At 70.7% G+C, this 23,183-nt stretch carries 18 protein-coding genes and 5 pseudogenes; 7 read left to right on the forward strand and 16 right to left on the reverse strand.

The genetic code is table 11. From position 1 onward, the window contains the following. The 8 genes from KN815_RS08220 to KN815_RS08255 all read right to left on the reverse strand — a co-directional run. Positions 1–197, reverse strand: a 197-nt coding sequence (locus tag KN815_RS08220; RefSeq protein ID WP_216341087.1) for a hypothetical protein, incomplete at its 3' end; no start/stop codon positions are given. Beyond that, positions 194–751, reverse strand: a complete 558-nt coding sequence (locus KN815_RS08225) for an AAA family ATPase (protein WP_216341088.1) — start codon at positions 749–751, stop codon at positions 194–196. The genes KN815_RS08225 and KN815_RS08220, both read right to left, overlap by 4 nt. Next, positions 748–1,806 (reverse strand): glycosyltransferase family 2 protein, encoded by a 1,059-nt coding sequence (locus KN815_RS08230; protein ID WP_216341089.1) that lies wholly within the window; start codon positions 1,804–1,806, stop codon positions 748–750. The genes KN815_RS08225 and KN815_RS08230 overlap by 4 nt, the downstream gene beginning before the upstream one ends. 57 nt (positions 1,807–1,863) lie before the next feature. Further along, complete coding sequence (locus tag KN815_RS08235) at positions 1,864–2,889, reverse strand: methyltransferase (RefSeq protein ID WP_216341090.1); 1,026 nt, start codon at positions 2,887–2,889, stop codon at positions 1,864–1,866. Next, positions 2,886–3,194: an acyl carrier protein gene (locus KN815_RS08240; RefSeq protein WP_216341091.1), complete on the reverse strand. Its 309-nt coding sequence runs from the start codon at positions 3,192–3,194 to the stop codon at positions 2,886–2,888. The genes KN815_RS08235 and KN815_RS08240 overlap by 4 nt, the downstream gene beginning before the upstream one ends. 159 nt (positions 3,195–3,353) lie before the next feature. Then, on the reverse strand, positions 3,354–4,409 hold the full coding sequence (locus KN815_RS08245) for a hypothetical protein (protein ID WP_216341092.1): 1,056 nt from the start codon (positions 4,407–4,409) through the stop codon (positions 3,354–3,356). Beyond that, positions 4,406–6,100, reverse strand: a complete 1,695-nt coding sequence (locus KN815_RS08250) for a GMC oxidoreductase (protein WP_216341093.1) — start codon at positions 6,098–6,100, stop codon at positions 4,406–4,408. The genes KN815_RS08245 and KN815_RS08250 overlap by 4 nt, the downstream gene beginning before the upstream one ends. Then, positions 6,093–6,701 (reverse strand): gluconate 2-dehydrogenase subunit 3 family protein, encoded by a 609-nt coding sequence (locus KN815_RS08255; RefSeq protein WP_216341094.1) that lies wholly within the window; start codon positions 6,699–6,701, stop codon positions 6,093–6,095. Before KN815_RS08255 ends, KN815_RS08250 begins: the two co-directional genes overlap by 8 nt. Positions 6,702–6,776: 75 nt before the next feature. Here KN815_RS08255 and KN815_RS08260 point away from each other — a divergent pair, with 75 nt between their 5' ends. After that, a complete protein-coding gene (locus KN815_RS08260) occupies positions 6,777–7,691 on the forward strand; it encodes a hypothetical protein (protein ID WP_216341095.1) in 915 nt (304 codons plus the stop codon). 66 nt (positions 7,692–7,757) lie between these two features. Here the strand turns inward: KN815_RS08260 and KN815_RS08265 are convergent, their stop codons facing one another. The 7 genes and pseudogenes from KN815_RS08265 to KN815_RS08295 all read right to left on the reverse strand — a co-directional run bounded on the left by KN815_RS08265 (position 7,758) and on the right by KN815_RS08295 (position 16,240). Then, complete coding sequence (locus KN815_RS08265; RefSeq protein ID WP_216341096.1) at positions 7,758–8,849, reverse strand: Gfo/Idh/MocA family protein; 1,092 nt, start codon at positions 8,847–8,849, stop codon at positions 7,758–7,760. Beyond that, positions 8,846–9,664: an inositol monophosphatase family protein gene (locus KN815_RS08270; protein WP_216341097.1), complete on the reverse strand. Its 819-nt coding sequence runs from the start codon at positions 9,662–9,664 to the stop codon at positions 8,846–8,848. Before KN815_RS08270 ends, KN815_RS08265 begins: the two co-directional genes overlap by 4 nt. After that, entirely contained in the window at positions 9,661–11,043 is a 1,383-nt protein-coding gene (locus KN815_RS08275) for an aspartate aminotransferase family protein (RefSeq protein WP_216341098.1), read from the reverse strand. The genes KN815_RS08270 and KN815_RS08275 overlap by 4 nt, the downstream gene beginning before the upstream one ends. Further along, positions 11,040–12,299: an aspartate aminotransferase family protein gene (locus tag KN815_RS08280; protein WP_216341099.1), complete on the reverse strand. Its 1,260-nt coding sequence runs from the start codon at positions 12,297–12,299 to the stop codon at positions 11,040–11,042. The genes KN815_RS08275 and KN815_RS08280 overlap by 4 nt, the downstream gene beginning before the upstream one ends. A gap of 105 nt (positions 12,300–12,404) precedes the next feature. Next, on the reverse strand, positions 12,405–13,049 hold the full coding sequence (locus KN815_RS08285) for a bifunctional 4-hydroxy-2-oxoglutarate aldolase/2-dehydro-3-deoxy-phosphogluconate aldolase (RefSeq protein ID WP_216341100.1): 645 nt from the start codon (positions 13,047–13,049) through the stop codon (positions 12,405–12,407). Positions 13,050–13,051: 2 nt separating this feature from the next. Further along, positions 13,052–13,804: a class I SAM-dependent methyltransferase gene (locus tag KN815_RS08290; protein WP_216341101.1), complete on the reverse strand. Its 753-nt coding sequence runs from the start codon at positions 13,802–13,804 to the stop codon at positions 13,052–13,054. 400 nt (positions 13,805–14,204) lie between these two features. Beyond that, positions 14,205–16,240 (reverse strand): annotated as a pseudogene (locus KN815_RS08295) (PhoX family protein). Positions 16,241–16,631: 391 nt separating this feature from the next. On the opposite strand from KN815_RS08295, the pseudogene KN815_RS08300 reads away from it, so the two are divergent. Continuing rightward, a pseudogene (locus KN815_RS08300) lies at positions 16,632–17,009 on the forward strand (transposase); the annotation flags it as partial. Positions 17,010–17,046: 37 nt separating this feature from the next. On the opposite strand, the gene KN815_RS08305 reads toward KN815_RS08300, so the two are convergent. Continuing rightward, positions 17,047–18,624, reverse strand: coding sequence for an ISL3 family transposase (locus KN815_RS08305; protein WP_216341102.1), 1,578 nt, complete (start codon positions 18,622–18,624; stop codon positions 17,047–17,049). An 83-nt stretch (positions 18,625–18,707) separates the two neighbouring features. On the opposite strand from KN815_RS08305, the pseudogene KN815_RS08310 reads away from it, so the two are divergent. The 5 genes and pseudogenes from KN815_RS08310 to KN815_RS08330 all read left to right on the forward strand — a co-directional run. Beyond that, positions 18,708–18,965: pseudogene (locus KN815_RS08310) on the forward strand (transposase); the annotation flags it as partial. Positions 18,966–19,170: 205 nt separating this feature from the next. Continuing rightward, positions 19,171–19,441, forward strand: a pseudogene (locus tag KN815_RS08315) (transposase); the annotation flags it as partial. 30 nt (positions 19,442–19,471) lie between these two features. Beyond that, positions 19,472–19,564, forward strand: a pseudogene (locus tag KN815_RS08320) (IS5/IS1182 family transposase); the annotation flags it as partial. A 110-nt stretch (positions 19,565–19,674) separates the two neighbouring features. After that, entirely contained in the window at positions 19,675–21,129 is a 1,455-nt protein-coding gene (locus KN815_RS08325) for an FG-GAP-like repeat-containing protein (RefSeq protein ID WP_216341103.1), read from the forward strand. Positions 21,130–21,223: 94 nt separating this feature from the next. Then, positions 21,224–23,170 carry a cellulase family glycosylhydrolase gene (locus KN815_RS08330; RefSeq protein ID WP_216341104.1) on the forward strand — a complete coding sequence of 649 codons (1,947 nt, stop codon included), beginning with the start codon at positions 21,224–21,226 and terminating at the stop codon, positions 23,168–23,170. Positions 23,171–23,183 lie beyond the last annotated feature (13 nt).

Consider the following 23,183-nt stretch of genomic DNA (forward strand, 5'->3'; position numbering starts at 1 on the left):
GTGAACCGGGCGGCTGCCGGGGCGGGCAGCCGGGCGGCCCTGCCGCGCTCGGTGGAGTCCAGCAGCCCGGCGCAGTGCCGGGCCGCCGCGGGCGTCACCAGGGCCTGGTGCACCTCCACTTGGCGCACCGTTTGGTGCACCGTCCCCTCGTGCACCGCGTCCTCGTCCACGGTGGCCCGGTGCCCTTGGAGTGTCACGGCAGCGCGCTCTCGTCGAGCCGGTCCAGGATCTCCTGCACGGTCTCCTCGGCCTTCTGGCCCGAGGTGTCCAGCCACAGGCCGAGCCGCGCCGTGTCGCGGCGGAAGACCCGGTCCAGCTCCCGCGCCCCCCAGCCGTCCCCGTCGTACGCCTGGTCGGCGCGGCTCGCGTCCCGGCTCAGCACCGCATCGCAGTCCGGGGCGAGCGCGATGACGTGGCGCGGCCCGGTGTCCCCGAGCAGGCCGACGAACCGCTCCAGGTGCTCGCCCAGCAGGTTGTCCTCGGCGACCACGGTGAAGCCCTCGGCGGCGTATGAGCGGGTCAGCTGCGCCAGGTGGCGCAGCCGCAGCCCGTACTGGTGCAGGGCCTGCCGCGAGGGGGCGGGCGTCATCTCGGCGCGGCCGGTGACCACCATGCGCCGCAGCACATCGCCCTCGACCAGCACGGCGGGGTCGAAGCGGCGCGCCAGCAGTGCCCCCACCGTCGACTTGCCGCTGCCGGGGATGCCGGTGACGACAAGTATCCGGGGCCGGGCCGGGGGGCGGGCGTTCATGAAGCGGTGCCCGCTGTGGCGGCCGGTTCCCGGGCGGCCGGGCGGGAATTGTGGTGGACCTGCCACTCGAGTGGGGGCTCGCGCAGCGCCATGAACTCCACCAGCAGGCGGTTGCCGATCGGTTCGACCTTCTGGAAGGCGCGCTTGACGGCCTTCGTGGCGGTTGGGCCGAGCGCGTCCGGCAGGTACTGCTTGATCTGCTCGAACAGCAGCCACTGACGGCCCTTGCGGTTCTTGGTGACCCGCTCCACATAGCCGGGTTTGATGCCGTACTTGGTGGCGAAGTGCTTCAGTGTCTCGGCCGTCCAGGCGTCGCTCCAGCGGAGCATGAAGTACGGCAGGTCGGTGAGCGCGAAGGGCGGCGGCATCCGGTAGGTGATGACCGACGAGGGCTCGAACCACACCGTGCCGCCCGCGTCCAGCACGCGCTGGCTGAAGTCCAGGTGCTCCCGGGTGGTCAGCAGGCCCTCGTCCATGCCGCCGACTTGGTCGAACACCGAGCGGCGCACCAGGGCGCAGTGGAACTCGATGATGTCGCACCGCTGGCGGTGCAGCTCGTCGGCCGGTACCTCGGAGACGGGCTTCATGAAGTGGCGCTGGGTCTGGGTGAATTCACGGGTGCCCCAGGTGCCGGAGAACTCCATGTCGCCGCCCGCCATGTGGACGGTCTGTTCCTCCAGCGGGCCGTGCAGGTAGAGCGGGCCGACCATGGCGGCCTGCTCCTTGTCGGCACAGTCGATGAGCGGCTCCAGCCAGCCGGGGGTGTACTCCACGTCGTTGTCGAGGAAGACGACGTACTCGCCCTCGGCGTAGCGCAGTCCGATGTTGCGGGCGCAGTTGGGCGAGACGTATTTGTTGACGCGCACGGAGGTGAACCCGTGGATGTCGCTCAGCCGCTGCAGCCGCTCCCAGCGGTCGCTGGGGGAGTTGACGTCGACGTACACGACCCGGCAGGGGACATCGGTGTGGGCGTAGAAGCTCTCGAGGGACTCCTCTGCGTACGAGAAGCGCTCGCGGCTGGTGATGATCGCGGTGACGCGAGGTGGGCTGTCCATGTCCTCTCCCATTCGGGTGCGGGGATGCGGCGACGTGGTGTGCGGCGCCGGGCGGAGTCAGGCAGGTCGTGCGGTGACCAGGGCGTAGTAGCCGTAGACGGGGACGGTGGTGCAGTCGGTGAAGCCCGCCGCCGTGAGCAGGCGCGTGAGTTCGGGCAGGGTGCGCAGGCGGCCGCCGGTCATCACCGCGAGGGCCAGCGAGTAGCCCGTGACGGTGGGGGAGCGGCGGGCCGCGTCGTCGGGCAGCACCTGGTGGACCAGCAGTCGGCCGTCGGCGGCCAGACTGGTGCGGGCGCGCTCCAGCAGGGCGCGGCAGCGCTCGTCGTCCCAGTCGCTGAGGACGTCCGCGAGCAGTACCCGGTCCTGGCCGTCGGGCCAGGGGCCGGTGAACATGTCGCCGGTGCGCAGCACGATCCGGTCGGCGAGGTCGGCGTCGGCCAGCAGCCGGTTCGCCTCCCTCTCGACCACGGGCAGGTCCATGACGATGGCTTTGAGGTGCGGGTTGCGGCGGGCCAGCGCCATGGCGAAGGTGCCGACGCCGCCCGCGACCTCCAGCAGCGAGGCGCAGTCGGCCAGGTCCAGCCGGGCGGCGAGGACGGCGGCCGGTGCGGCGGAGTGGGCGTGCATGGCCCGGGCGAACTGCACGCCGTGGCGCGGAGAGTGCTCGTGGGTCTCCCAGATGCCCTTGCCGCGGTAGCCGTGCGGGGAGCCGGTGGTGACCACGTGCCGTACGGCGGCGCAGCGCTCGTCCCAGCCGAGCCCGAGCATCGGCCCCCAGTAGCGGGCGCTGCCCGGCAGCAGGAAGGCGTGCGCGGAAGGCGTGAGGTGGTAGCGGCTGTCGTGCACGGCGAGATGGCCGATGGCCGCGAGGAACTCCAGCAGCACCGAGGTGCCGTGGGGGTCAAGACCGCGCGCCCGCGCCAGCTCCTCGCCGTTCGCCGGTGCCTCGGCCAGCGCGGGGAAGAGCCCGAGCCGGTCGGCGGCGACGACCGCGGGCAGCCGGTACTGGGACATGAAGGTGTTCATCAGCAGCCGGTCGTCGGGGGCCATCGCGTCCGCATCGGTCCCCGGGGGCACGGTCACCTGGCCTCCGCCGCGGCCTCGGATATACGGCCGGCGAGGACGTCGATGAGTTCGCTCACCGTCTGGTAGCGCAACGGGTCGATGTCGTCGTTCTCGAAAGTCAGATCGTGCTTCTGCTCGAAATAGGTAAACACATAGGCGAGGGTGATGGAATCGAGTCCGAGCTCATCCATCAGGTCTTGTTCGGTGAGGTTGACCACAATGTCATCGGGTGTTCCGCACTGCTCCACAAGGACTTTTCGAACCTCGTCGAAGATGACGGTCCGATCCGCTGTTGAACTGCTGTTTCCACTGTTCAGGGTCATGATGACTCCTCTGCTCGCAGCATGGATCGCATAAAATCCAGGCCATACGTTAAATCGATAACCGGCGGTTGTCAAACCTTTGTGCAATTAATTCAGAGCGTGCTTTTCCATTCCTGCGGTCCAATTTTTCCGCAGGGTGTCATCGGTGTTTTCGGTTGCTCAGTCGAAGGACAGATCGGGCAGTGGGCGGCCCTCTCCGAAGCACCACTGGGCCTCGCCGCGCAGCCTCTGTACGAGCCGCAGGCCGTCGCCCGTCACCCGGAGCCGCTCGACTCCGGCGTACCGGCACATCGCCGCCAGCAGTTCCTCGCAGGCGTCCGCCAGCACGGCGATCTCCTCATGGGCCATCGCGTAGACACCCTCCGAGCGGAACCGGTGCAGCCCGAGCAGCAGCAGGCCGACCTTCTGTGCCCGGGCCGCCGCCGCCAGCGATGCCCGAGACACCTCCGCCACACGCGGGTCGTCCGACTCGGCCAGGGCGTGGCCCAGCAGGAACAGCTGCGGCTGTACGTCCCCGAGCACCCACACGTCCATGCCCTTGGCCAGCAGCAGCGGAAGCCGCGCCCCCGACCACACCTCGCCGTGGAAGGCCCGCAGCTCGGCGATGTCCTCGGCGAGCGGCACCAGGGAGGGCCGCACCAGCGCGGTGGCAGGCTCCCCGGGCCGCCGGCCGCCCGGCGGGTCGATTCGCTCCAGGACCGCGTAGCGGGTACAGGAGCTCCGCAGTGCGTCGTCGACCGGCAGGATCCTGCGATGGCCCCCATCGGCGGGGGCGTCGGTGTCCAGCAGGTGCAGGCCCTCGGCGTCCAGCCGGTGGGCCAGCACCATGTGGTGGTGGTAGTGCTCCTTGCCCTCGTGGTCGTCGCCCGGCCAGTGGTGCCCGTCGGGCATCAGCACCACGGGTGTGCCCGACGTGACGAGTTCGGCGACGCGCGGCCACTGGGAGCGGCCCTCGCCGATGTCCGACAGGTACCAGCGGGCGGTGCAGGCGGGGAACTCGCTCATCGGCCCGTACCACTCGCCGCGCCGCACCAGGTCCAGCGGTGCGGCCAGGCCGCGCGCCACATCGGCCGCGCCGTACCCCTGGTGCAGCAGCACCGCCTCGACCGAGCGCAGGAAGCAGCCCAGACCGTCGAGGCCGATGTTCTTCCAGCCCAGGGCGGTGGCGGGGTCGAAGACGTAGGGCCGATCGTCCTCGGCGGTCGCGTGGCTCACGTCGTCCTCCTGGTGTTGCGCAGCGCGGTGGCCATGATCGTCAGGGTCGGGTTGTGCGCCCCGGAGGTGGGGAAGAGGCCGCCGTCGGCGACGAAGACGTTGTCCAGGGAGTGCATCCGGCCCACCCCGTCCGTGACGCCCGCCCCGGGGTCGGCGCTCATCCGCATCCCGCCGAGGGTGTGGAAGTTGCCCGGCACGGTGCCTGGTTCACCGGGGAAGGCCCGCGAGCGGGTCTCCGGGACCGCCGCCACCTCGTCCGCGCCGGCCGCGCGCAGCAGCGCGGCCAGTCGGGGCAGGTAGAAGCGCTGCGCCGTGGTCTCGTGGCGGTGCGGTGCCCAGGTGATGTGGGGTACGGGCACCCCCAGCCAGTCGCGGGTGCCGGACTCCAGATCGATCCGGTTCTCCCGCTGGGAGACGTCCTCACCGTGCATCTGTACGCCCAACAGGCGGTCCCGCAGCGGGCTTTCACGCATCAGCCGCTGGAAGGCCGGGCCGTAGGGTGCGCCCGCGAGCTTCGGCAGTAGCCGCCGGTAGATCCGGCCCTCCTCCACGGGCCCCGGCTGTCCTCCGCCCAACTCCACCACGCCGCCGCGGAGATACGGCAGCCCCGCCTCTCGGGCAGCCTCCCGGGCACCGGGGTGGTCGGGGTCGGCGAAGTCGTCCAGGGCGTGCGTGATGTTGCGCCCGCGCGCATTGCGCACCCGCTCGCTCAGGAACAGCCCGTAGGCGACGGAGTACCAGTGGAACATCAGATGGCGCCCCAGCAGCCCCGAGGGGTCCGGCAGCTCGGACAGCAGGGCCAGTCGGCAGCTCTCCACCGCCGAACCCGCGAGCACCACCCGGTCGGCGGGCAGCTCGACGCGGTGCCCACCGGCATCCGCGTACACCACACCGCTCGCCCGGCGCCCCGAATGCCGTACCGAGACGGCCGTGGCCAGCGGCAGCACCTCGGCCCCGGCGAGCACCGCCCGGCGCAGCGCGGGCAGCGCGCTGCCGCGCGACTGGTTCGGGCAGCCGTATCCGCAGCACGCACCGCAGTCGGTGCAGGCCGGACGGGAGTCGTACGGGCGGGAGTTGGCGGCCATCGGCATCGGGTACGGGCGCAGCCCGAGCTCCCGAGCGGCCCGCGCGGCCCGTACCGATGACTCCTGGTCGGGCCCCGGCGGCATGGGGAAGTCCCCGTCGCGCGGAGCGTGTCGCAGCGTCGGTACGGCGGGCAGCGCGGCCCGGTCGCCCTGCACGCCCAGCAGCGCTTCCATCTCTGTGTAGTACGGGGCGAGCTCGGCGTAGTCGAACGGCCAGTCCACGACGGAGCAGTCCGGCAGCGGTCCCAGCATCGAGCGCTTGGCGAAGTCCAGGTCCCACAGCCGGGGCGTCTTGGCGTCCCAGTGCACGGAGCCTCCCCCGACGGCCGCGGGCAGGGCGTTGACGAAACCGGTGTGCGGCGGCCCGGGGAAACCGCGGTCGTGGAACACCCGGGGCTCGGCCAGCGGATCGGGGTACTCGAAGCCGCGCACCGGGCCCTTGATCTCGTCCGGGGAGAACACGTGGCGCGGCGCCGGGTCCCGCAGGTCCTCGAAGTGGTTGGGACCGCGCTCCAGCACGGTGACGTCCCAGCCGGCCTCGGCCAGCACCATCGCGGCTACCGAACCGCCGGGGCCGCTGCCCACGACCACCGCGCGCTCAGTCATCGGAGCACCCCGACGAGGCGACCGCACGGGCCGCTTCCAGGAAGTGCTGGGCCAGGGTGGCGAGGGGGTCGGGGCCCTCACCGGCGTACGGCCGGACGGGATCCGGGCGGCCCTCCCGGGGGCCGGGAAGCCCCAGGACCGTGCGGCCCACCACGGTCGGCCGGCCCCGGTAGACCGGGTCGCCGTAGGTCCCCTCGATCGCGTGGTCGAAGAGCAGGTCCCGGAAGGCCGTTGCCTCGGCGTCGCACAGTGCCCGGTGGCGGACCTCCTGCGGGGCGCAGGTGAAGTCACCGTCCGCGAGCCGGTCCAGGGCCAGGACGCCCGTCCGGTACGCCTGTTGGAGACCGTCGACGCGGCGGCGCCAGCCCATCTGCTGAGCGGGTGAGAGCGGCAGGAAGGACCCGTCGGGGCGCCCCGACGCGTAGACCAGGGGCGGATCGGTCTCGAACGCGCCGAGCAGGCGGTCGACGTACCGCACGACATCCGCCTCACGGGCTCCGGGTGCGGTCTCGCCCGGAGCGTCGGCGGGTCCGGGGACGAGCATCGCCGTCGCCTCACGGACCACGTCCGCCTCGTGCGGAGTCAGGAAGAGCCACCCCAACTCTTCTCCCCTAGAGGAGATTTGATCATAATTAAGGTGTTCGTTCATATTTGTCCTTCGGTCAAGGAGGCCCGCATGAGTCAGTCCGAAGACGTCACCGCAGGAAGCACTCGGGACGCGTTCGCCCTCACCCGTCGGCTGCTCGCCACGAAGGTCCCCCGATTCACCGCGGAGCACGGAGTGGAGGTGCACAGCCTGGTCTCCTCCGACCACGTGCCCCTCTACCTCTTCGCCGCCAAGTCGCTGGCCCGCCACTGGCCCGAGGTGACGCCGGTGGTGCACGACGACGGGACGCTCACCGCGCGCGACACCGACCGGCTGCGCCGCCAGGTGCCCGAGGTCCGGGTCATCGGCCGCGCCGAGGCGGACCGGCGCGTGGCCGAGAAGCTCGCGGACCACCCCACGCTCGCCGCCGTCCGCCGCAACAACGTCCGCATCCTCCAGCTCGTCGACTACTTCCTGCTGAGCGAGGCGCCGTTGGTGGTCAGCATGGACAGCGACGTGGTATTCCTGTCGCGTCCACAGGCGCTCGTCGAGTGGGCGGCCGCCGAGCCGGGCGAGCGTCCCGCCTTCTTGTACTCGCCCGAGTTCGGCTGGGAGCCCCAGGGCGTGCACTGGATAGTGGACCACCTGCCCGGCACCCCGTACGTGCCGTACATGTGCTGCGGGTTCGCCGCCGTCGACACCGCCGCCTTCTTCGACGCGGATTTCCTGGAGCGCACCCTGAAGGCGCTGCCCCAGGAGATCAGCTTCGCCCCGCGCTACGTCACGCAGATGTCGTACTCGCTGCTCGGCGGACGCCTCGGCGACGGGAGCGCCCGCGACCTGGGCGAGCCCTACCGGTCCGGTCGCCTGGATTGGCTGCCCGCCATCGAAGACCGGGTGATCTGCCACTACTTCGCCTCCCACGAACGTTCCACCACCTTCGACAACCTGACAGAGGAGGGCCCGCTGCTCGCCCGCGCCATCGGCGGGGCCCCGGCGGCCTGACCCGGGCGATCCGATGACGGGGTCGCGGCCGACGTACCGGCCGGGGCCCCGCCAGGGCTGGGGGAGTCAGACCGGCATCGTGCGGCCGCCCGCGTCCGCCGACGCGTAGGCCGCCTCCACGATCCGCGCGGTGTCCTCAATCTCCAGGGCGGGTCCTTCCCACAGCCGGGGCGCGGCCAGCACCCGCCGGAAGTCCTCGTACATCGGCGCGAACCACTCCAGGTGCGTCTGGTCCTTGCTCGGCGAGACGAGGGAGCGCCGCCACTGGCCCGCCGCTGTGCGGCCTGTGACCTCCCCGTCGTCGATGCTCAGCACACCGGCCGAGCCGGAGACGGCGTAGTGGTTGGAGCGTTCGCCGCTGGTCCAGCTCAGTTCGATGTCGCACTGCCCGTCGCCGAAGTACAGGCGCAGCCGGGCCGCTTCGTCCACCGCCGCCGGGTCCCCTTCGGGCCGCTCCACGGTGCAGGACAGCTTCACGGGCGCCCGGCCGAAGAGCCGCAGCGCCATGTAGATGCAGTGCGTGCCGTGGTCCAGCAGAATACCGCCGCCCGCCAGTTTGGCGGAGCGGCGCCAGTCGGGTGCGAAGCCCGGCACCCCGCGGGCGTGCCGGTCGCGCAGAATGCGGAAGGTCGCCGACTCCAGCCGACCGACGCCGCCCGTCCCCTCTTCGCCCGTTGCCTGTTGGGAGGGACCGCCGCCCACCGCTTCCCGTAGCGTCCGCATCAAGGGCGACGTCCCGTAGTTGTGCGAAGGGAACAGCAGCCGCCCCCGCTCGCGGGCGAGCGCGATCAGCTCCCGGGCGTCCGCGCCGCGCACCGCGACCGGCTTCTCGCAGATGACGTGCCGGCCCGCGGCGAGCGCGGCCCGGGTCAGCGGATCGTGGAGCGCGGGCGGCGTGCACACGTCCACCACGTCCACGGGGGTGTCCGTGCCGGCCGCCAGTTCCTCGTACGAGGCGAAGACCCGCCCCCGTGGCAGCAGCCGCGCTGCCTGCTCGCGCCGCTCGGGCGACGGGTCGATGACCGCCGCCACCTCGACGCCAGGCACCGCCGCGTAGCCGCTCAGCCGGGCGCCGCCCGCCGTGCCGAACCCGACGACGGCCACCGAGACCGTCGCCTCCCGGCTGATCGGTGCCCGCGCACCGTATGTCTCGCTCATGCGGGCCCTCCCCACTCCGCGACCGGCGGGCAGGGGCCCCCGGCCTCGGTCAGCTCCCGGTGGACGGCGTGCGACGCGGCGACCAGGTGGCCGTCGCGCGGCGTGAAGACCTCGCCGCCCCATCCGGTGACCGTCCCGCCCGCCTCGCTGACCAGCAGCGCGCCGGGCACGGTGTCCCACACTCCGATGCCGAACTCCAGATAGCCGTCGTACGCTCCCGACGCGACCCGGCACAGTCCGGTGGACGCGCTGCCCGGCTCCCGTATCTCGAAGCCTCCGCGCAGCAACCGGTCGGCCACCGAACGCTGTTGCTCGCGCACCACGCCCTCGGTGCCGAAGCCGGTGCCCGCGAGCGGGCGGCCCGGCGGCCGTTCAGGGATGTGCAGTCGTGCCTCGTCGCGGAAGGCGCCCGCTCCGGCGGCGGCCCGGAACACCGTGCCGTACTCGGGCAGCAGGATCAGCGACAGCTCCGTGCGGCCCGCGACGACGAGGGCCAGCGCGACCGCGTAGTCGGGCAGCCCCCGCAGATAGTTGGTGGTGCCGTCGAGGGGGTCGACGATCCAGGTCGGCCGCCCGTCGTCGGGCCAGTCGGGGCTGGTCTCCTCCGACACGACCGCGAAGTCGGGGGTCTCGGCGCGCAGCACGGCCAGCGCGCCGTGCTCCGCGGCCAGGTCGGCGTCGCTGACCAGCGCGTCGCCCTCCTTGGTGCGCACCGAGTGCGGGGCGCCCCTGCGGCGCAGCAGTTCGTCCCCGGCGGCCGTCGCGGCCCTGAGGGCCGTCGCGGTGAGGCGGGCGGAGTCGAGCACAGCGGTCATCCCTCACCCCTGGTGCGGATCAGGGTCTCGCGGATGATGCCGACGGCGGTGTCGGCCTGCTCGCGGCCGATCGTCAGCGGCGGATAGAGCCGCAGGGCGTTGCCGCCGAGCATCACCAGCACGCCTGCCTCCATCAGTTCGAGGTAGACGCGCTGCACCACGCTCTTGGGCGCGGGCCTGCGGCTCTTCTTGTCCGCCACCAGCTCGATGCCGAGCGCGAGCCCCGACCCGCGCACGTCGCCGACGAGTGGGGCCAGCTCCACCAGGTCGCTGAGCTGGTCGAGCATCTCCCGGCCGCGTTCGGCGGCGTTCTCGACGAGCTTGTCGTCGCCGATGATGCCCGTGGTGGTGGCCACCGCGCGGCACGCCATGGGGAACGCACCGAAGCTGGAGGAACTGGCGCTGGGGTCGGAGAAGGGCGCCGCGGCCATGGTCTCCCCGGCGGCGATGACCCCGGTGACCGGGTAGCCGCCGCCCATGCCCTTGCCGACGGTCAGCACATCGGGGCGCACGTCCTCGTGCTGGTGGGCGAAGGCGGCGCCGGTGCGGCCGAAACCGGTCATCATCTCGTCGGAGATCAGCAGCGCGTCGAACTCCCGGGCCACCTCGCCCAGTGCCGTCAGATAGCCGGGCGGCGGCACCACGTTGCCGGACCTGCCCTGTACCGGCTCGACCACGATCGCGGCGAGCGCCCCGGTGGAGTTCTCCTTGATCACGTCGCGGGCGTGCTCCACGCATGTGAAGCCGCAGTCGGGCGCGGTGAGCTTGAAGGGGCAGTGGTAGCAGTTGGCGTACGGCGCGGAGAAGTAGCCGGGCGGTAACGGTCCCAGACCCGAGCGGGCACCGGCGGTCAGTGCCAGGCTCCCCATGGTCTTGCCGTGGAAACCGCCCCAGAAGGAGAGGAACTCGTGCTTGCCGGTGACCGACTTGGCCAGCCGGAGCGCCGCCTCCACCGCCTCCGTACCCCCGCTGTACAGCTGGATGGTGTCCAGCTCGTCGGGGAGGAAGTCGCGCAGCACCCGCACCATGTCGAGCCGGGCGGGGGTGGCGAAGGCGCCCGCCGTGGCCCGCGTCAGCTCCTCGGCGAGGGTTGCGACGAAGCGCGGCTCCGCGTGGCCGATGGAGTTGACGCCGCCCGCACCCTGGAAGTCGATGATGCGGTTGCCGTCGACGTCGACGAGCTCGGCGCCGTCCGCCGCCACCACGCACAGCCGCGACAGCAGCATCACCGCCTGCAGTCCGGGTCCGATCACTTCCTGCTCCTCGGCCCAGTGCGCCTCGGTGCGAGTGCGCGGTTGCAGCATCCCCCAGCCGTGGTCGCCCGCCTCAGGAGCGTCGCCGTCGGTGGGTCCGGCGAGCCGTATATCGGACTCGGTCATATCGCCCCGTGCTCCTTCTGCCGTGCCTGCCCCTCACCGAGCCACCCGTCCGTGGCCAGCGCCGTCAGGCCGCACCGCACGGCGCGGACAGCCATGTCGATGTCGTCGTCGGTGGTGGCCGCCGAGATGAACCAGTGGTGGTTGGGATGGAGGAAGACGCCCTCGGCGATGGTCGCCGTGTAGAAGATGCGTTTGGCCTGCTGGTTGCGGTCCTCGTCACCGAAGCCGAAGTCGAGGAAGGGCATCGGCGGGTGCCCCACCACTTCGATCGGCGCCCCGAACTCGGTGACGAGCGCACCGAGCGCGCTCTGGAGCCGCTCGCCCAGCTGCCAGATCCGCTTAAGGTGGTCGCCCGACCGCAGCTTGCGCACGGTGGCCAGTGCTGCGGCCATGGCATCGGCATTGGCGTAGTACGTGGACGAGATGTGCACCCTGTCCAGGGTGCGCAGCACATCGGCGCGCCCGGTCAGTGCGGAGATCGCATACCCGTTGGCGAACGCCTTGCTGAGCGTCACCAGGTCGGCGGTGACCCCGTAGTACTCCTGGGCGCCGCCGAGTGCGAGCCGGAACCCGGAGCGGATCTCGTCGAACACCAGCAGAGTGCCGTGCTCGCGGGTCAACTCCCGTACGCCTGCCAGGAATCCGGGTGCGGGGCGCTCCACCATGAACGGCATCATGACCAGACAGGCGATCTGTCCGGGATGGCGCTCGAACACCGCGCGCAGCGAGTCGAGGTCGTTGTAGGTGAAGGTGTCCACCAGCGCGCGGCTGACGGCCGGGATGCCGTGGTCCCACTGGGCGCACCAGTCGTGCCAGCCGTTGTAGCCCCAGCGCACCACCCGGTCGCGCCCGGTGGACGCGCGCGACAGCCGCACGGCCGCGGCGGTCGCGTCGGAGCCGGTCTTGAGCAGCATGCCCATCTCGGCGCCCGGGACGATCTCCAGCAGTTCCTCGATGAGTTCGGTCTGGACGGGCTTCATCAGACCGGTGGCGAAGCCTCGCCGGATCTCGCGGACCACGGCCTCGTCCACGTCCGGGTCGGCGTGGCCGAGGATGACCGTGCCGTACGAGAGGAAGAAGTCGAGGTACTTGTTGCCGTCCACGTCCCAGAAATGGGCGCCGTGGGCCCGGTCGGCGAAGACCGGGTAGTGGCCCTCGATCATCTGGTCGGAGGCGATCACGTTCTTGCGTTTGGCTGCCAGAGCGTCGATCCGCTCGGCCTTGCTGTCGAGTGCGAAGGAGCGTTGCAGACCCAAGGGTCTCCCTTTCGTCGAGACAACGGTGGGGGGTGTACGGCCTGGGGCAAGCCCGGGAAGGGGCGCGGCAGGAGGGAGCGTGCCGGTCGCCCCGGCAGGGGGGGGTCAGACCCGTGCGGCGTGCACCTGGGCGAGGAGGTCGGCGGCCCGGTGCCGTACGTCGGCCGGGTTGCCGCCGCGCAGCGCGTCGCCGACGAGGGGGCGGCCGAGCGCCGCCGCGTGGGCGCCCGCCGCGAAGTAGTCGATCAGGTCGTCGGCGGTGATGCCGCCGGTCGGCACGATCGGGATGTCGCCGAACGCCATCGTGAGCGAGGCCAGGTACGCGGGCCCGCCCAGCCGTGCGGGGAAGAGCTTCACCAGGGCGGCGCCGAGCCGCCATGCCTCCATCACCTCGGTGGTGGTGAACGCGCCGCACACCACGGGGACGCCGAGCGTTCCGGCCTCGTCCAGCACATCCGGCAGCACCCCGGGGGTGAGCAGGTAGTGCGCGCCCGCGTCCACCGCGTGCCGCGCGGTCTCGCGGTCGCGTACGGTCCCGGCACCCACCAGGGTGGCGCCGGTGGCGACACTGCGCCGCACGGCGTCGAGCGCGTTCGGCGAGGTGAGGGTGATCTCCACGGCCCGGATGCCCGCCTTGCCCAGCTCCTCGGTCACCACCGGTACGGCGGGGGAGTCGGGCTCGGTGAGCATGGCGATCAGCGGGCTGGCCGCGACCGCGGCGGCCAACTCGGTACGGTGCTCGTCGGCCATGGTCACACTCGTTTCTCAAGGACGATGATCTGCCGCCTGGTCTGCCGTACGACCGGCTGGTCCGGATCGGGCAGCGCGCGCAACTCCCTGACGAGGGGCGCCACTTTCTCATCGAAGACCGCGTCGTCCACGGCCCACAGGTGGTACAGCATGCGCTGTTCCAGGCCGGAGGCGATCTGCTCGGGGCTGTGCTCGTGCACAGCCGCCTCCAGCTCGCCGACCTCGACGGCGGTGAAGCCCACCCACTCGGCCAGCGGCACGATCCGCTCGGCGCGGTCGTCGGCCTCGGCGGTGCGGGACTGGATCTGCTCCATGATCTTGCTGACCGGGTGGTCGTCGAAGAGGATCATGCCGGGGATGACCACGTACCGGCCGCCGGGCTTGAGCACCCGGTGCACTTCGGACAGGCCCTTGCGCAGGTCGCCGACGACATGGGTGACCCACACGCTGTAGATCTGGGAGAAGGTCCCGTCCTGGAACGGCAGATCGGTCAGGGAGGCGGCCGCGGCGACGTTCCCGACGCGGTGCACCGCCTTCGTCAGCATGGAGTGCGATAGGTCGATGCCCACCACGGAGTGCCCCGTCTCGATGAGCGCCAGGGCCACCACACCGGTACCCATGCCGGCGTCGAGGGTCAGCTCGTCCTTCGCGATGCGCTCTGCGACGGCCGGTGCGATCCTGCGGCCGCGCGCCTCACCTCCACGTGTCTTGTCGTAGAAATCAGATGCCGGGGAAAAGTTCACAGACGTCTGCACTGCCACCCACTCATTCATGTCATTCGTGGTGAAGAAGGCTGGACAAGGCCCCGAAGAGAACAGGGCTTTCGTGCCGAATAATTACTGTTGATGGGAACGGCGAATTCCGAAATCCCGAAACACTGAGACCTCCCTGCCGTCGGCGGCACGAGGTCGTGAGTCCCGGGTGCGAATACCTGGCCCGCCTGCCGGCGGACACAGCTTGAAGTGCTCGACGGCAGATCATCCTTCCCCAAGGAGACGTAAAGTGAAAACCTTCTGAATCGCGATTGGCGACGTTCTTACGATGTTGGCGTGAAAGCGGTGTGCGTCGCCGTGCGGCCGGGCAGGGGGTACCCGCGCTGCGGCCTGCGGTGCGCCGGCGGCCGCGGCCGGTGTCCGCGCCGGTGGCCGTGGCCGACTATCGACGTGTGCCCAGGATCGGCCCACCCTCCCTGCGGCGTACGGCGATCACGGCGGCACGTGGCTGGGCGGCACCCCCGTCCGGCCAATGCGAGGCGGGGCGCTGCGGGGACGCGTCGGACAGCTCGCCGGGGTGCTGAACCGAGACGAGTACGAAGTCCGGCCCGATCACGGGACCGCAGCACTCCGCGCCGGTGGGCAAGGTGAGAACCGCTGGACCCGGCCGCGCTCCGGGCCGCTGAGCGGCACCACGTACAAGCCGTCACTCCGGCCGCCCTGGCCTCCCGTGTCGGTGGCGATCCACAGGCTGCCGTGTGCGTCGAAGGCCAGGTTGTCGGGCGACGAGATGGCGCTGACGCGGCTCTTGTCGAAACCGCCGTAGTACGTCCCCGGAGACCGGGGGTCGCCGCAGACCAGGAGCAGCCGCCAGCCGAACCGCTCGGCGGTCGGGTCGTCAGCGCGTTCGCACAGCTCCAGGACGTGCCCGTCGCGGTTCTGGACGCGCGGATTGGCCTCGTCGGGCCCCGGCCGGCCGGTCCGCCCCCGGTGGTCGTTGTTGGTCATGGCGGCGTAAACCCGCCCCGTCACCGGGTGCGGCTGGACGTCCTCGGGCCGGTCCATCGGGGTTGGACCGGCCCGGTCGGCCGCGATCCGGGTGAAGACGTACACCTCCTCCGCGCTCATGCCGGGCACGAAGCTGCGGCTGTTGTGCGCGAGCGGGACCCAGATGCCGGAGCCGTCGAACGCGCCGTCGCCGGGCAGCCGCCCCGCCCCGTCGATCTCCTCCGGCGGGCTGTCACCGCTGAACCGGGCGGCATACAGCGTCCCGGAGTCCAGCAGCCGTTTGTTGTGTGCGCGAGCGGCCGCGTCGTGGCCTTCGCGCATGCGCCCGTCCGAGACGAACTTGTAGATGTACTCGAAGCGTTCGTCGTCGCCCATGTAGGCCACGACGCGTCCGTCCGGGGCGACCGAGATGTTGGCGCCCTCGTGTTTGAAGCGGCCCAGCGCCGTGTGCTTCACCGGAACCGAGTCCGGCTCCAGGGGGTCGATCTCTACGATCCAGCCGAAGCGGTGCGCCTCGTGGGGCTCACGGCCGAGGTCGAACCGGGCGTCGTAGGTCTCCCAGCGGCGCAGTGAAGGTCCCTCGGGGAACCCGTACCGCCTGAGCCCCTCACTGACCAGCGGATCGGTCACCCGGTCGGCGTGTGCGAAGGCCATGTGCACGTTCTCCTCGCCGGAGAGCACGGTGCCCCAGGGCGTCGTCCCGCCCGAGCAGTTGGCCATCGTGCCCAGCACATGCGTACCGCCGGGGTCGCCCGAGGTGCGCAGCAGCGGTGCCCCCGCTGCGGGGCCGCGCACCTCGAAGGGGGTGGTCAGTGTGATGCGCCGGTTCCACCGCCCGTCCACCGCGGCGCGGAGCCTCCCGTCGTCGGGGGACCGCTCCACCAGCACCACGGACATTCCGTACGCCGCCCAGGCAGTGCGCACCTGGGCCTCGGTGGGGGCGGCGGGGTCCCAGTCGGGGAACATCAGCGGCTCGGTCGCGTACTCGTGGTTGCTGACCAGGAGCCATCGTCCGTCGCCGCGCAGGGGGACGATGGCGCAGTAGTCGTTGTTCACCCCGAACTGCAGCGCCTGCGCGGCCTCGGTCTGGCGGTCGAAGTCGAAGGGCGGCGCGCCCGGCAGGACCGGATCCCCCCAGCCGATCAGCACCTCGTGCGTGAAGCCCGCGGGGACGGTGACCCGGTCTCCGCTGTCGGGCGGCACAGGATCGAAGCCCCGTCCCGCCGTCTCCTGCGCGGTCGGACCGACGGCGCCTGCGGGTGTCGGGGCCAGTGGCATCAGTGCGAGGGCGCCGGCGCCGAGTAAGGTCCTGCGAGATAGAGCCATGTGTAATAGATCGCCAAAGTAGGCATTTCCCGACCTGTTCGGAGCGTCGCGTGCGCAAGCGTTTCCACATTTGAATCTACAAGTATCGGGAGAGTGGGGGGAATTTTGACCGACGGCGAGAAGGGGGAGTTGCGGGGATGGCACGCTCAAGATCCTTTTCTGGGGATGTTCGTCCGGGTGTCGTTGGAAGTATGCATGAGCTGCCAGTGACTGACAATCATGCGTCTGGAGTAGGCGCGCGAGAGGGGGAAGTAATGCATGCTCGTATATAGAGAGAAGGTTAGTGCGTGTGGCTGGAAACGCTTGCTGGTGACGGAGCTGGTGGGGGTGACGAGGGATCGTCCCGGTGTCCATGGCGTCACCCGTTAATCGGTACAGGAAATTCCGGATCGCGTCTGACGCCGTGATCAGTGCGGCGGCGAAAGGCCCGATTGTGCGACGGAGGAGACCTGGGCAAGGCGGAGGGCGCTGGGCGGACCGGTGGGGCGGTGGCGGGCGGGCGGTGGCTTGTTCACACGGCTCCGAGTGCCGTGCTGAGAAGCACGATCCGGCCGGGAAGAACGACGGCAACAGCCGCAACGGCACTCGTGCGAAGACTGTGCTGACCGACGTCGGCCCGGTCGAGGTGGAGGTGCCCCGGGACACTGCCGGCAGCTTCGAGCCGCAGATCGTCAAGAAGCGGCAGCGCCGCCTGTCCGGCGTGGACGAAAGGGTGCTCTCCCTGTCTGCGAAGGGCCTCACCCACGGGGAGATCTCCGCGCACTTGGCCGATGTCTACGGGGCGGAGGTGTCCAAACAGACCATCTCCACGATGGCCGACAAGGTGATGGAGGGAATGGCCGAATGGCAGAACCGGCCGCTCGACCGTGTCTATCCGGTTCTGTTCGTGGACGCCATCAACGTCAAGATCAGGGTTCTGTCGACGATCTTGTGATCCAGTGGGGATGGCGTCATCGTGCGAGCAGGACGCGTTTGCGGAGGAGATCGAGGCCGGCACGGCCGAACATCTGGCGTTTCAGCATCTTCAGCCGGTTGATGTTGCCTTCAACAGCGCCTGAACTATGCGGCAGGGACAGACCGTTGCGGACGGCGTCGAAGTCGCGGCGGAGGTTGCGGGCGAAGCCCGCAAGCGGAGCCAGGGTGTCGCGCTCGACGCCGGCGATCCACTCCTCGAGCCGGTCGCCGTGGCGTGCGGTCATCATGACGGCGAACTTCCTGACGTGGCCGGTGAGCCGGTCCAGCTCGGAGTCGCGCTCACGCAGGCGGTGCAGCTTGTCGGCATCGCCGTCGCGGAGGTGTTCGGGATGCGTCATGATCCAAGAGGTGACCTCGCGGACCGAGGGAGGCTTGGGACCGACGGTGGGTGCGTGTCCGCGCCCGGTGCGGTAGCGCCGCAGATGACGCTGGACGGCCAACTCGCCTCCGGGATAGCCGAGTTCCTGGATCTCCCGGTGGAGCTGTGCGACATTTCTTATGCCTTCGTTCCAGCGCCGGTGCAGGTAGCCGACGTACGGGTCGACGACATGAGCCCGCTGCAGGCTCTTGGCGACGACATCATCAGCGGAGCGTGCGTTGACCAGCTTGCGGACGGTGGCCTGGTGCAGCCCGAGCTTCCGGCCGATCGCCGCCTTCGACATCCCCTGCGCCCACAGCTCGTGGGCGGCGGCATGCTGCTCCCGCAGCCGGGTCACGATCTTCAGCTCCTTCGACGGCTGCACCACCTCGGGCTCCGCTTCCAGGTGGCCGGGGCCGTCCTCCGCTGCGGCAAGCGGTTCGGCCATGCGGGAGCGGTGGGCGTCAACCGTCTTCTCGACCGCCTGGCCGAGGTTGGCCCACAAGTGATATCGGTCCGCGACCTGCTGGGCCTGCGGCGCACCGACCCGCGCGCCCTCCCCGTAGCCACTGGAGCGGTCCCGGCAGATGACCTTCACCCCGGGATGGCCTTGGAGCCAGGCGGCCAGGTCCTCACCCTCGCGACCGGCGTAGAGATGCAGCGGCCGGTGGGTGGCCATGTCGATCAGCATCGTGCCGTAGTGGCGGCCCTTGCGGAAGGCAAAATCGTCGACACCAAGCACCTCAACCTCGCCGATCTCCGGCTCGGGCAGAGCCCGGACCATCCGCAGCAGCGTGTCCCTGCCCACGGTGATGCCAACCGCGGCCGCCAGGCGGGCCCCGGCCCGGCCGGCCAGCGCCAATCCGATCTGCATCAACAGCCCACGCAGCAAAGGGGTATAGCGGCCGTGCGGAGTCGTCAGCCCCGCGATCTGCTCGGCGAACGTCACTGCTGCGCAGGCGGGATTCTCACAGCGGAAGCGACGTATGTGTAACTCGATCACGACACCGAGACCGCCCACAGCGGCATCACGCAGCTTGCGTACATACCCGCCGTGCACCCGCGACGAGCTGTGACCGCAATGGCAGGACCCCGTCGTCGACCGCACTCGTGCCCGCAGTACTACCTTGTCCGGCCCTCGCTCGACCTCCTCGATCAGCAGCGCGGACAGGTACGGAAACAACTCCAGGAGCACATCACGAGAGCCCCCGATGCATGATCGCGAACAGTCGGCGCAACCCGCTCAACCGTCCGGATCACAAGATCGTCGACAGAACCAAGATCAGGGACGGGCAGGTCGCGAACCGTCCGGTCTACGTCGTGATGGCGGTGACCGCCGAAGGCGCCCGGGACATCCTGGGGATCTGGGCCGGCGACGGCCGTGCGGGCGCGAAGTACTGGCTGCACGTGTTCACCGAGCTGAAGAACCGCGGCCTGGACGACGTGCTCATGCTCGTCTGCGATGGCCTCAAGGGCCTGCCCGAGGCGGTGGAGACCGTCTGGCCTCGCACGATTTTTCAGACCTGCGTGGTTCACCGGGCGTGCAGATGAATAACACGCCGATTCCGGTTCTGGGATCCGCTGTGTGGTAGCGCGCGCTGGACCTGCGCAAACCGCGATGGCGCCCTTGCGTCCGTGGCGCGGCGCTCACGCGTCTGCCGAGCGGCCCCGTGCAGGTCAGCGGCCCGCTTACCGCATTTGAGGGGTCGGCAAGCGGAACCGGCGTGTTGTTTCGAGACGCGTCCACCTCCTGCGCAACAGCTTCCGTTACGCGGCCCGCCAGGACTGGGACAAGGTCGCCAAAGCCCTCAAGCCCGTATACACCGCACCCGGTGAAGACGCAGCGACGGAGCGGTTCGGGGAGTTCCAGGAAGCCTGGGGCCGGAAGTATCCAGCGATCATCAAGCTGTGGGAGAACGCCTGGGCCGAGTTCGTTCCCTTCCTCTCCTTCGACGTCGAGATCCGGAAGGTTCATCTGCTCGACGAACGCGATTGAGTCCGTGAACGCCCGCCGGGGCCCGAAAAGGGGGACCCGCAGTCCCGGCCTCGGACGCTCCCGAGGCGGCCTGACCAGCAAAATCCACCTGGCCTGCGACGGTGCCGGCCGCCCGCTCGCCCTCACCCGCACGGGCGGCAACACCAACGCCTGGGAAATCCCTGGAAACGGCGGTGCAACCCTGAGGCGGCGTCACGGGTCCTGGTGGGTGTACATGAGGTAAACGCTCATCAACGAGCAGGAGGATCTGTGCGCTCCCGTTCCCTCACCACCGTCGTGCGCTGCGCGACAGTGGCGGCACTTGTGACCACCCCCGCTTTACTCGCCCTGCCCTCGGCGGGGGCCGCCGAGGCCCGCACCGCCGCGGCCGCCGCCCCCAAGGTCGACTTCAACAAGGACGGACGCGCCGACCTCGCCGTCTCCGCCCCCGCCGGCACGGTGGGCGGCAAGGCCAAGGCGGGCTATGTCGCCGTGGTCTACGGCTCCGCCTCCGGCGCGGACACCGCCCACCGCCAGGTCATCAGCCAGGCCACCGAGGGCGTCCCTGGTGCCCCCACCGCCTCGGCGTACTTCGGGGCCCGTACGGTCGCCCGCGACCTGGACGGCGACGGCTACACCGATCTGGCGGTCCAGGCCGGTGACTCCCCGGCCATCACGGTCCTGTGGGGTTCGGCGAACGGCCTGACCGGTGGCACCAAGCTGCCCGCCGGCAACGGCGACCACTGGGGCTCCAGCGACATCGTGGGCGGTGACTTCAACGGCGACGGCAAGGCCGACCTGGTCGACGTGGTCACCGTCGACGAGGGCTCGGAGGACGAGAAGACCGGCCTGCGCGTCCGTCTCGGCCCGTTCACCCGCGACGGCAAGGAGGCGGGCAGCTCCTTCTCCGACACCGGCAGGTTCGACGGGCCGACCAGTCTGACCGCGGGCGACATCACCGGCGACGGCAAGGATGACCTCGTCTCCACCCACGCCTTCGAGGAGATGTCCCAGTCCAGCCTGTTCTTCAAGGGGGACGACAAGGGCCTGTCGCCGAAGGTCAAGGACCTCACCGACGCCGCCTCCGCGACCATCGGCGACGTCGACAACGACGGCCACGGCGATCTGGTGCTGCGCACGGTCCCGGGGAACGTCGTCGAGAACCTGCCGTACGACCACGGCACCCTGAAGGTCCTCTACGGCACCGCCTCGGGGCCGAGCACCACCCGCACCACCACCATCGACCAGAACACCGCGGGCGTCCCCGGCGTCAACGAGGACGGCGACCAGTTCGGCTACTCGCTCAGCTCCGGCGACGTCAACGGCGACGGCTACGCGGACATCGCCGTCGGCATCCCGTACGAGGCCCTTGAGGCCGGCCAGAAGGAAGCGGGCAGCGTCGTCCAGCTCTACGGCGGCCGGAGCGGGCTGTCCGGCACCGGAGCCCAGGCGTTCACCCAGGACACCGCCGGTGTCCCCGGTGCCGCCGAGGCGGGCGACCACTTCGGTATGGCGGTCCGGCTCGCCGACACCGACGGCGACGGCAAGGACGACCTGGCGGTGGGTGCCCCCGACGAGGACGGCGCCCAGTCCACCAGCGGTGCGGCATGGGTGCTGCGCGGCCAGTCCGGCGGCCTCACCACGAGTGGCGTCGTCTCCTTCGGGCCCGACTCCCTCGGGGCGCCGGAGGCCGGTGCGGCCCTGGGCGCGGCATTCCAGAAGTAACCGGATTCCGTCGGTATCCGCACCACCACAGGGCCGAACTTCGCTCTGTGCACAACTAGTTGACGATCCCTCAGATCTACTGGACGGTAGGTCCATGCCGACTCAAAAGACGCGAGGGATACGGATCGGCCGCCCCCGACCGGGTCGCACCCGGTTGCTCGGGGTGGCCGCTGCGTTGCTGGCGGCGGCCGCGGTTCCGGGCACTTCGGCGGCCGCGGCCGAGGCGCCCTGGTTCGACGGCCGGGCGGCGGACCAGGTGACCGTGGACGGCACCCGGTTCGCCGACGGACACGGCCGCGAGGTCGTGCTGCGCGGCTTCAATGTGTCCGGCGAGACCAAACTGGAGGAGAACGGCGGGCTCCCGTTCGCCTCCACCGCCGACGCCAGGACATCCGCCGCCGCCATGCGGACCCTGACCGGGGCCAACGCGGTGCGCTTCCTGCTGTCCTGGGCCCACGCCGAGCCCGAGCCCGGCCAGGTGGACACCGGCTATCTGGAGAAGGCCACCGCGCAGATGAAGGCGTTCCTGGACGCCGGAATCCGGGTCTTCCCCGACTTCCACCAGGACCTGTACTCCGGCCGTCTCTTCGACAAGGGCAGTTGGTACAGCGGCGACGGCGCGCCGAAATGGGTCATCGAGGCGGGCGGATACCCCAAGGAGTCCTGCGGCATCTGCGTCCACTGGGGCCAGAACATCACCCAGAACCAGGCGGTCACAGGCGCCACCCGGGACTTCTGGCGCAACCGCGCCCTGACCACCGGCGCGGGCACCGTCCGCGTCCAGGACGCCTTCCTGGCCACCGCCGAGGCGACCATGACCTACCTCGCCCGGCACCTCACCGACGACCAGTTCACCCGCGTCGTCGGCTTCGACCCGCTCAACGAGCCGTACGCGGGCGCGTACGACGACGGGCAGAACAGCCGCACCTGGGAGAAGAGCGTGCTGTGGCCCTTCTACGAGAAGTTCCGCGCCCGCATGGACGCGGCGGGCTGGCAGGACAAGCCCGCCTTCGTGGAGCCCAATATGTTCTGGAACTCCAACCTGGACTTCCAGCGCCAGGAGGGCGGGCTCCTCGACGCCGGAAAGCCCGGCCCCGACTATGTCTTCAACACCCACTACTACGACCAGAAGGCCATCTCCGGGATCTTCATGCCCGGCAAGGCGGCCGACGGCCAGTACGCGGGCGACTTCGGCGCCCTGCGCGACCGCTCCACCGCCCTGGACCTTCCGGCCGTCATGAGCGAGTTCGGCCATCCGCTGACCGGCTTCACCTCCGACAAGGCCCCCACCGTCGGCAAGGGCATGTACCAGGCACTGGACTCCCGGCTCCCCGGCGCCACCTGGTGGACCCGGCCGGCCGCCTCCGGCGCGGTGCTCTCCTCCACCCAGTGGCAGTGGGACATCTACAGTGGCCGCCACCACGAGGCCATGAACGGCAACACCGGCAAGGTCCTCACCGAGGGCGACGCCTGGAACGGCGAGGACCTCTCGGCCGTCCGCCTCGACGACTCCGGCAACGCCGGGCTGCGCCAGGACGCCCGGCTGCTCGACCGGCTCTATCCGCGGGCCGTCGCGGGCCGCACCCTCGCCTTCACCTTCGAGGACCGTGCGCGTGACGGCTCCACCACGCTCAGTTGGAACCGCATCCCCGGCAGCCTGCCGAACGTGGCCGAGCTGACCGGCTCCGGCCGGTACGGCATGCTGGTGTGGCGCTCCGACGGCGACACCGATGCGCCCACCGAACTGCGGTTGCCCCGCGACTTCGACCCCGCCCGGACCACCGTCGTCTCCGATCTGGGCACCGTCACCGGGCCGCCCGCGTACACCGCGCACGGCCACACCGCCGACCACCCCATCGCCACCGCCGCGGAGCCCGGCGGCACCGGCACGCGCCGGCTGGTGCTCTCCGCCCCGGCCGACGCGGGCACCGGCACCGTGCACTACGCGCTGATCGCCGACGGCACCGCCGCCCCCTCGGCGGAGCTGCGCGCCGCCGCCCAGCGCGAACTTGACGCGTGGGCGGCGGACGCCGGTTTCTGAGCCTGTCGGGCGA

The sequence above is a fragment of the Streptomyces niphimycinicus genome, assembly GCF_018883605.1.
GTDB lineage: Bacteria > Actinomycetota > Actinomycetes > Streptomycetales > Streptomycetaceae > Streptomyces > Streptomyces niphimycinicus.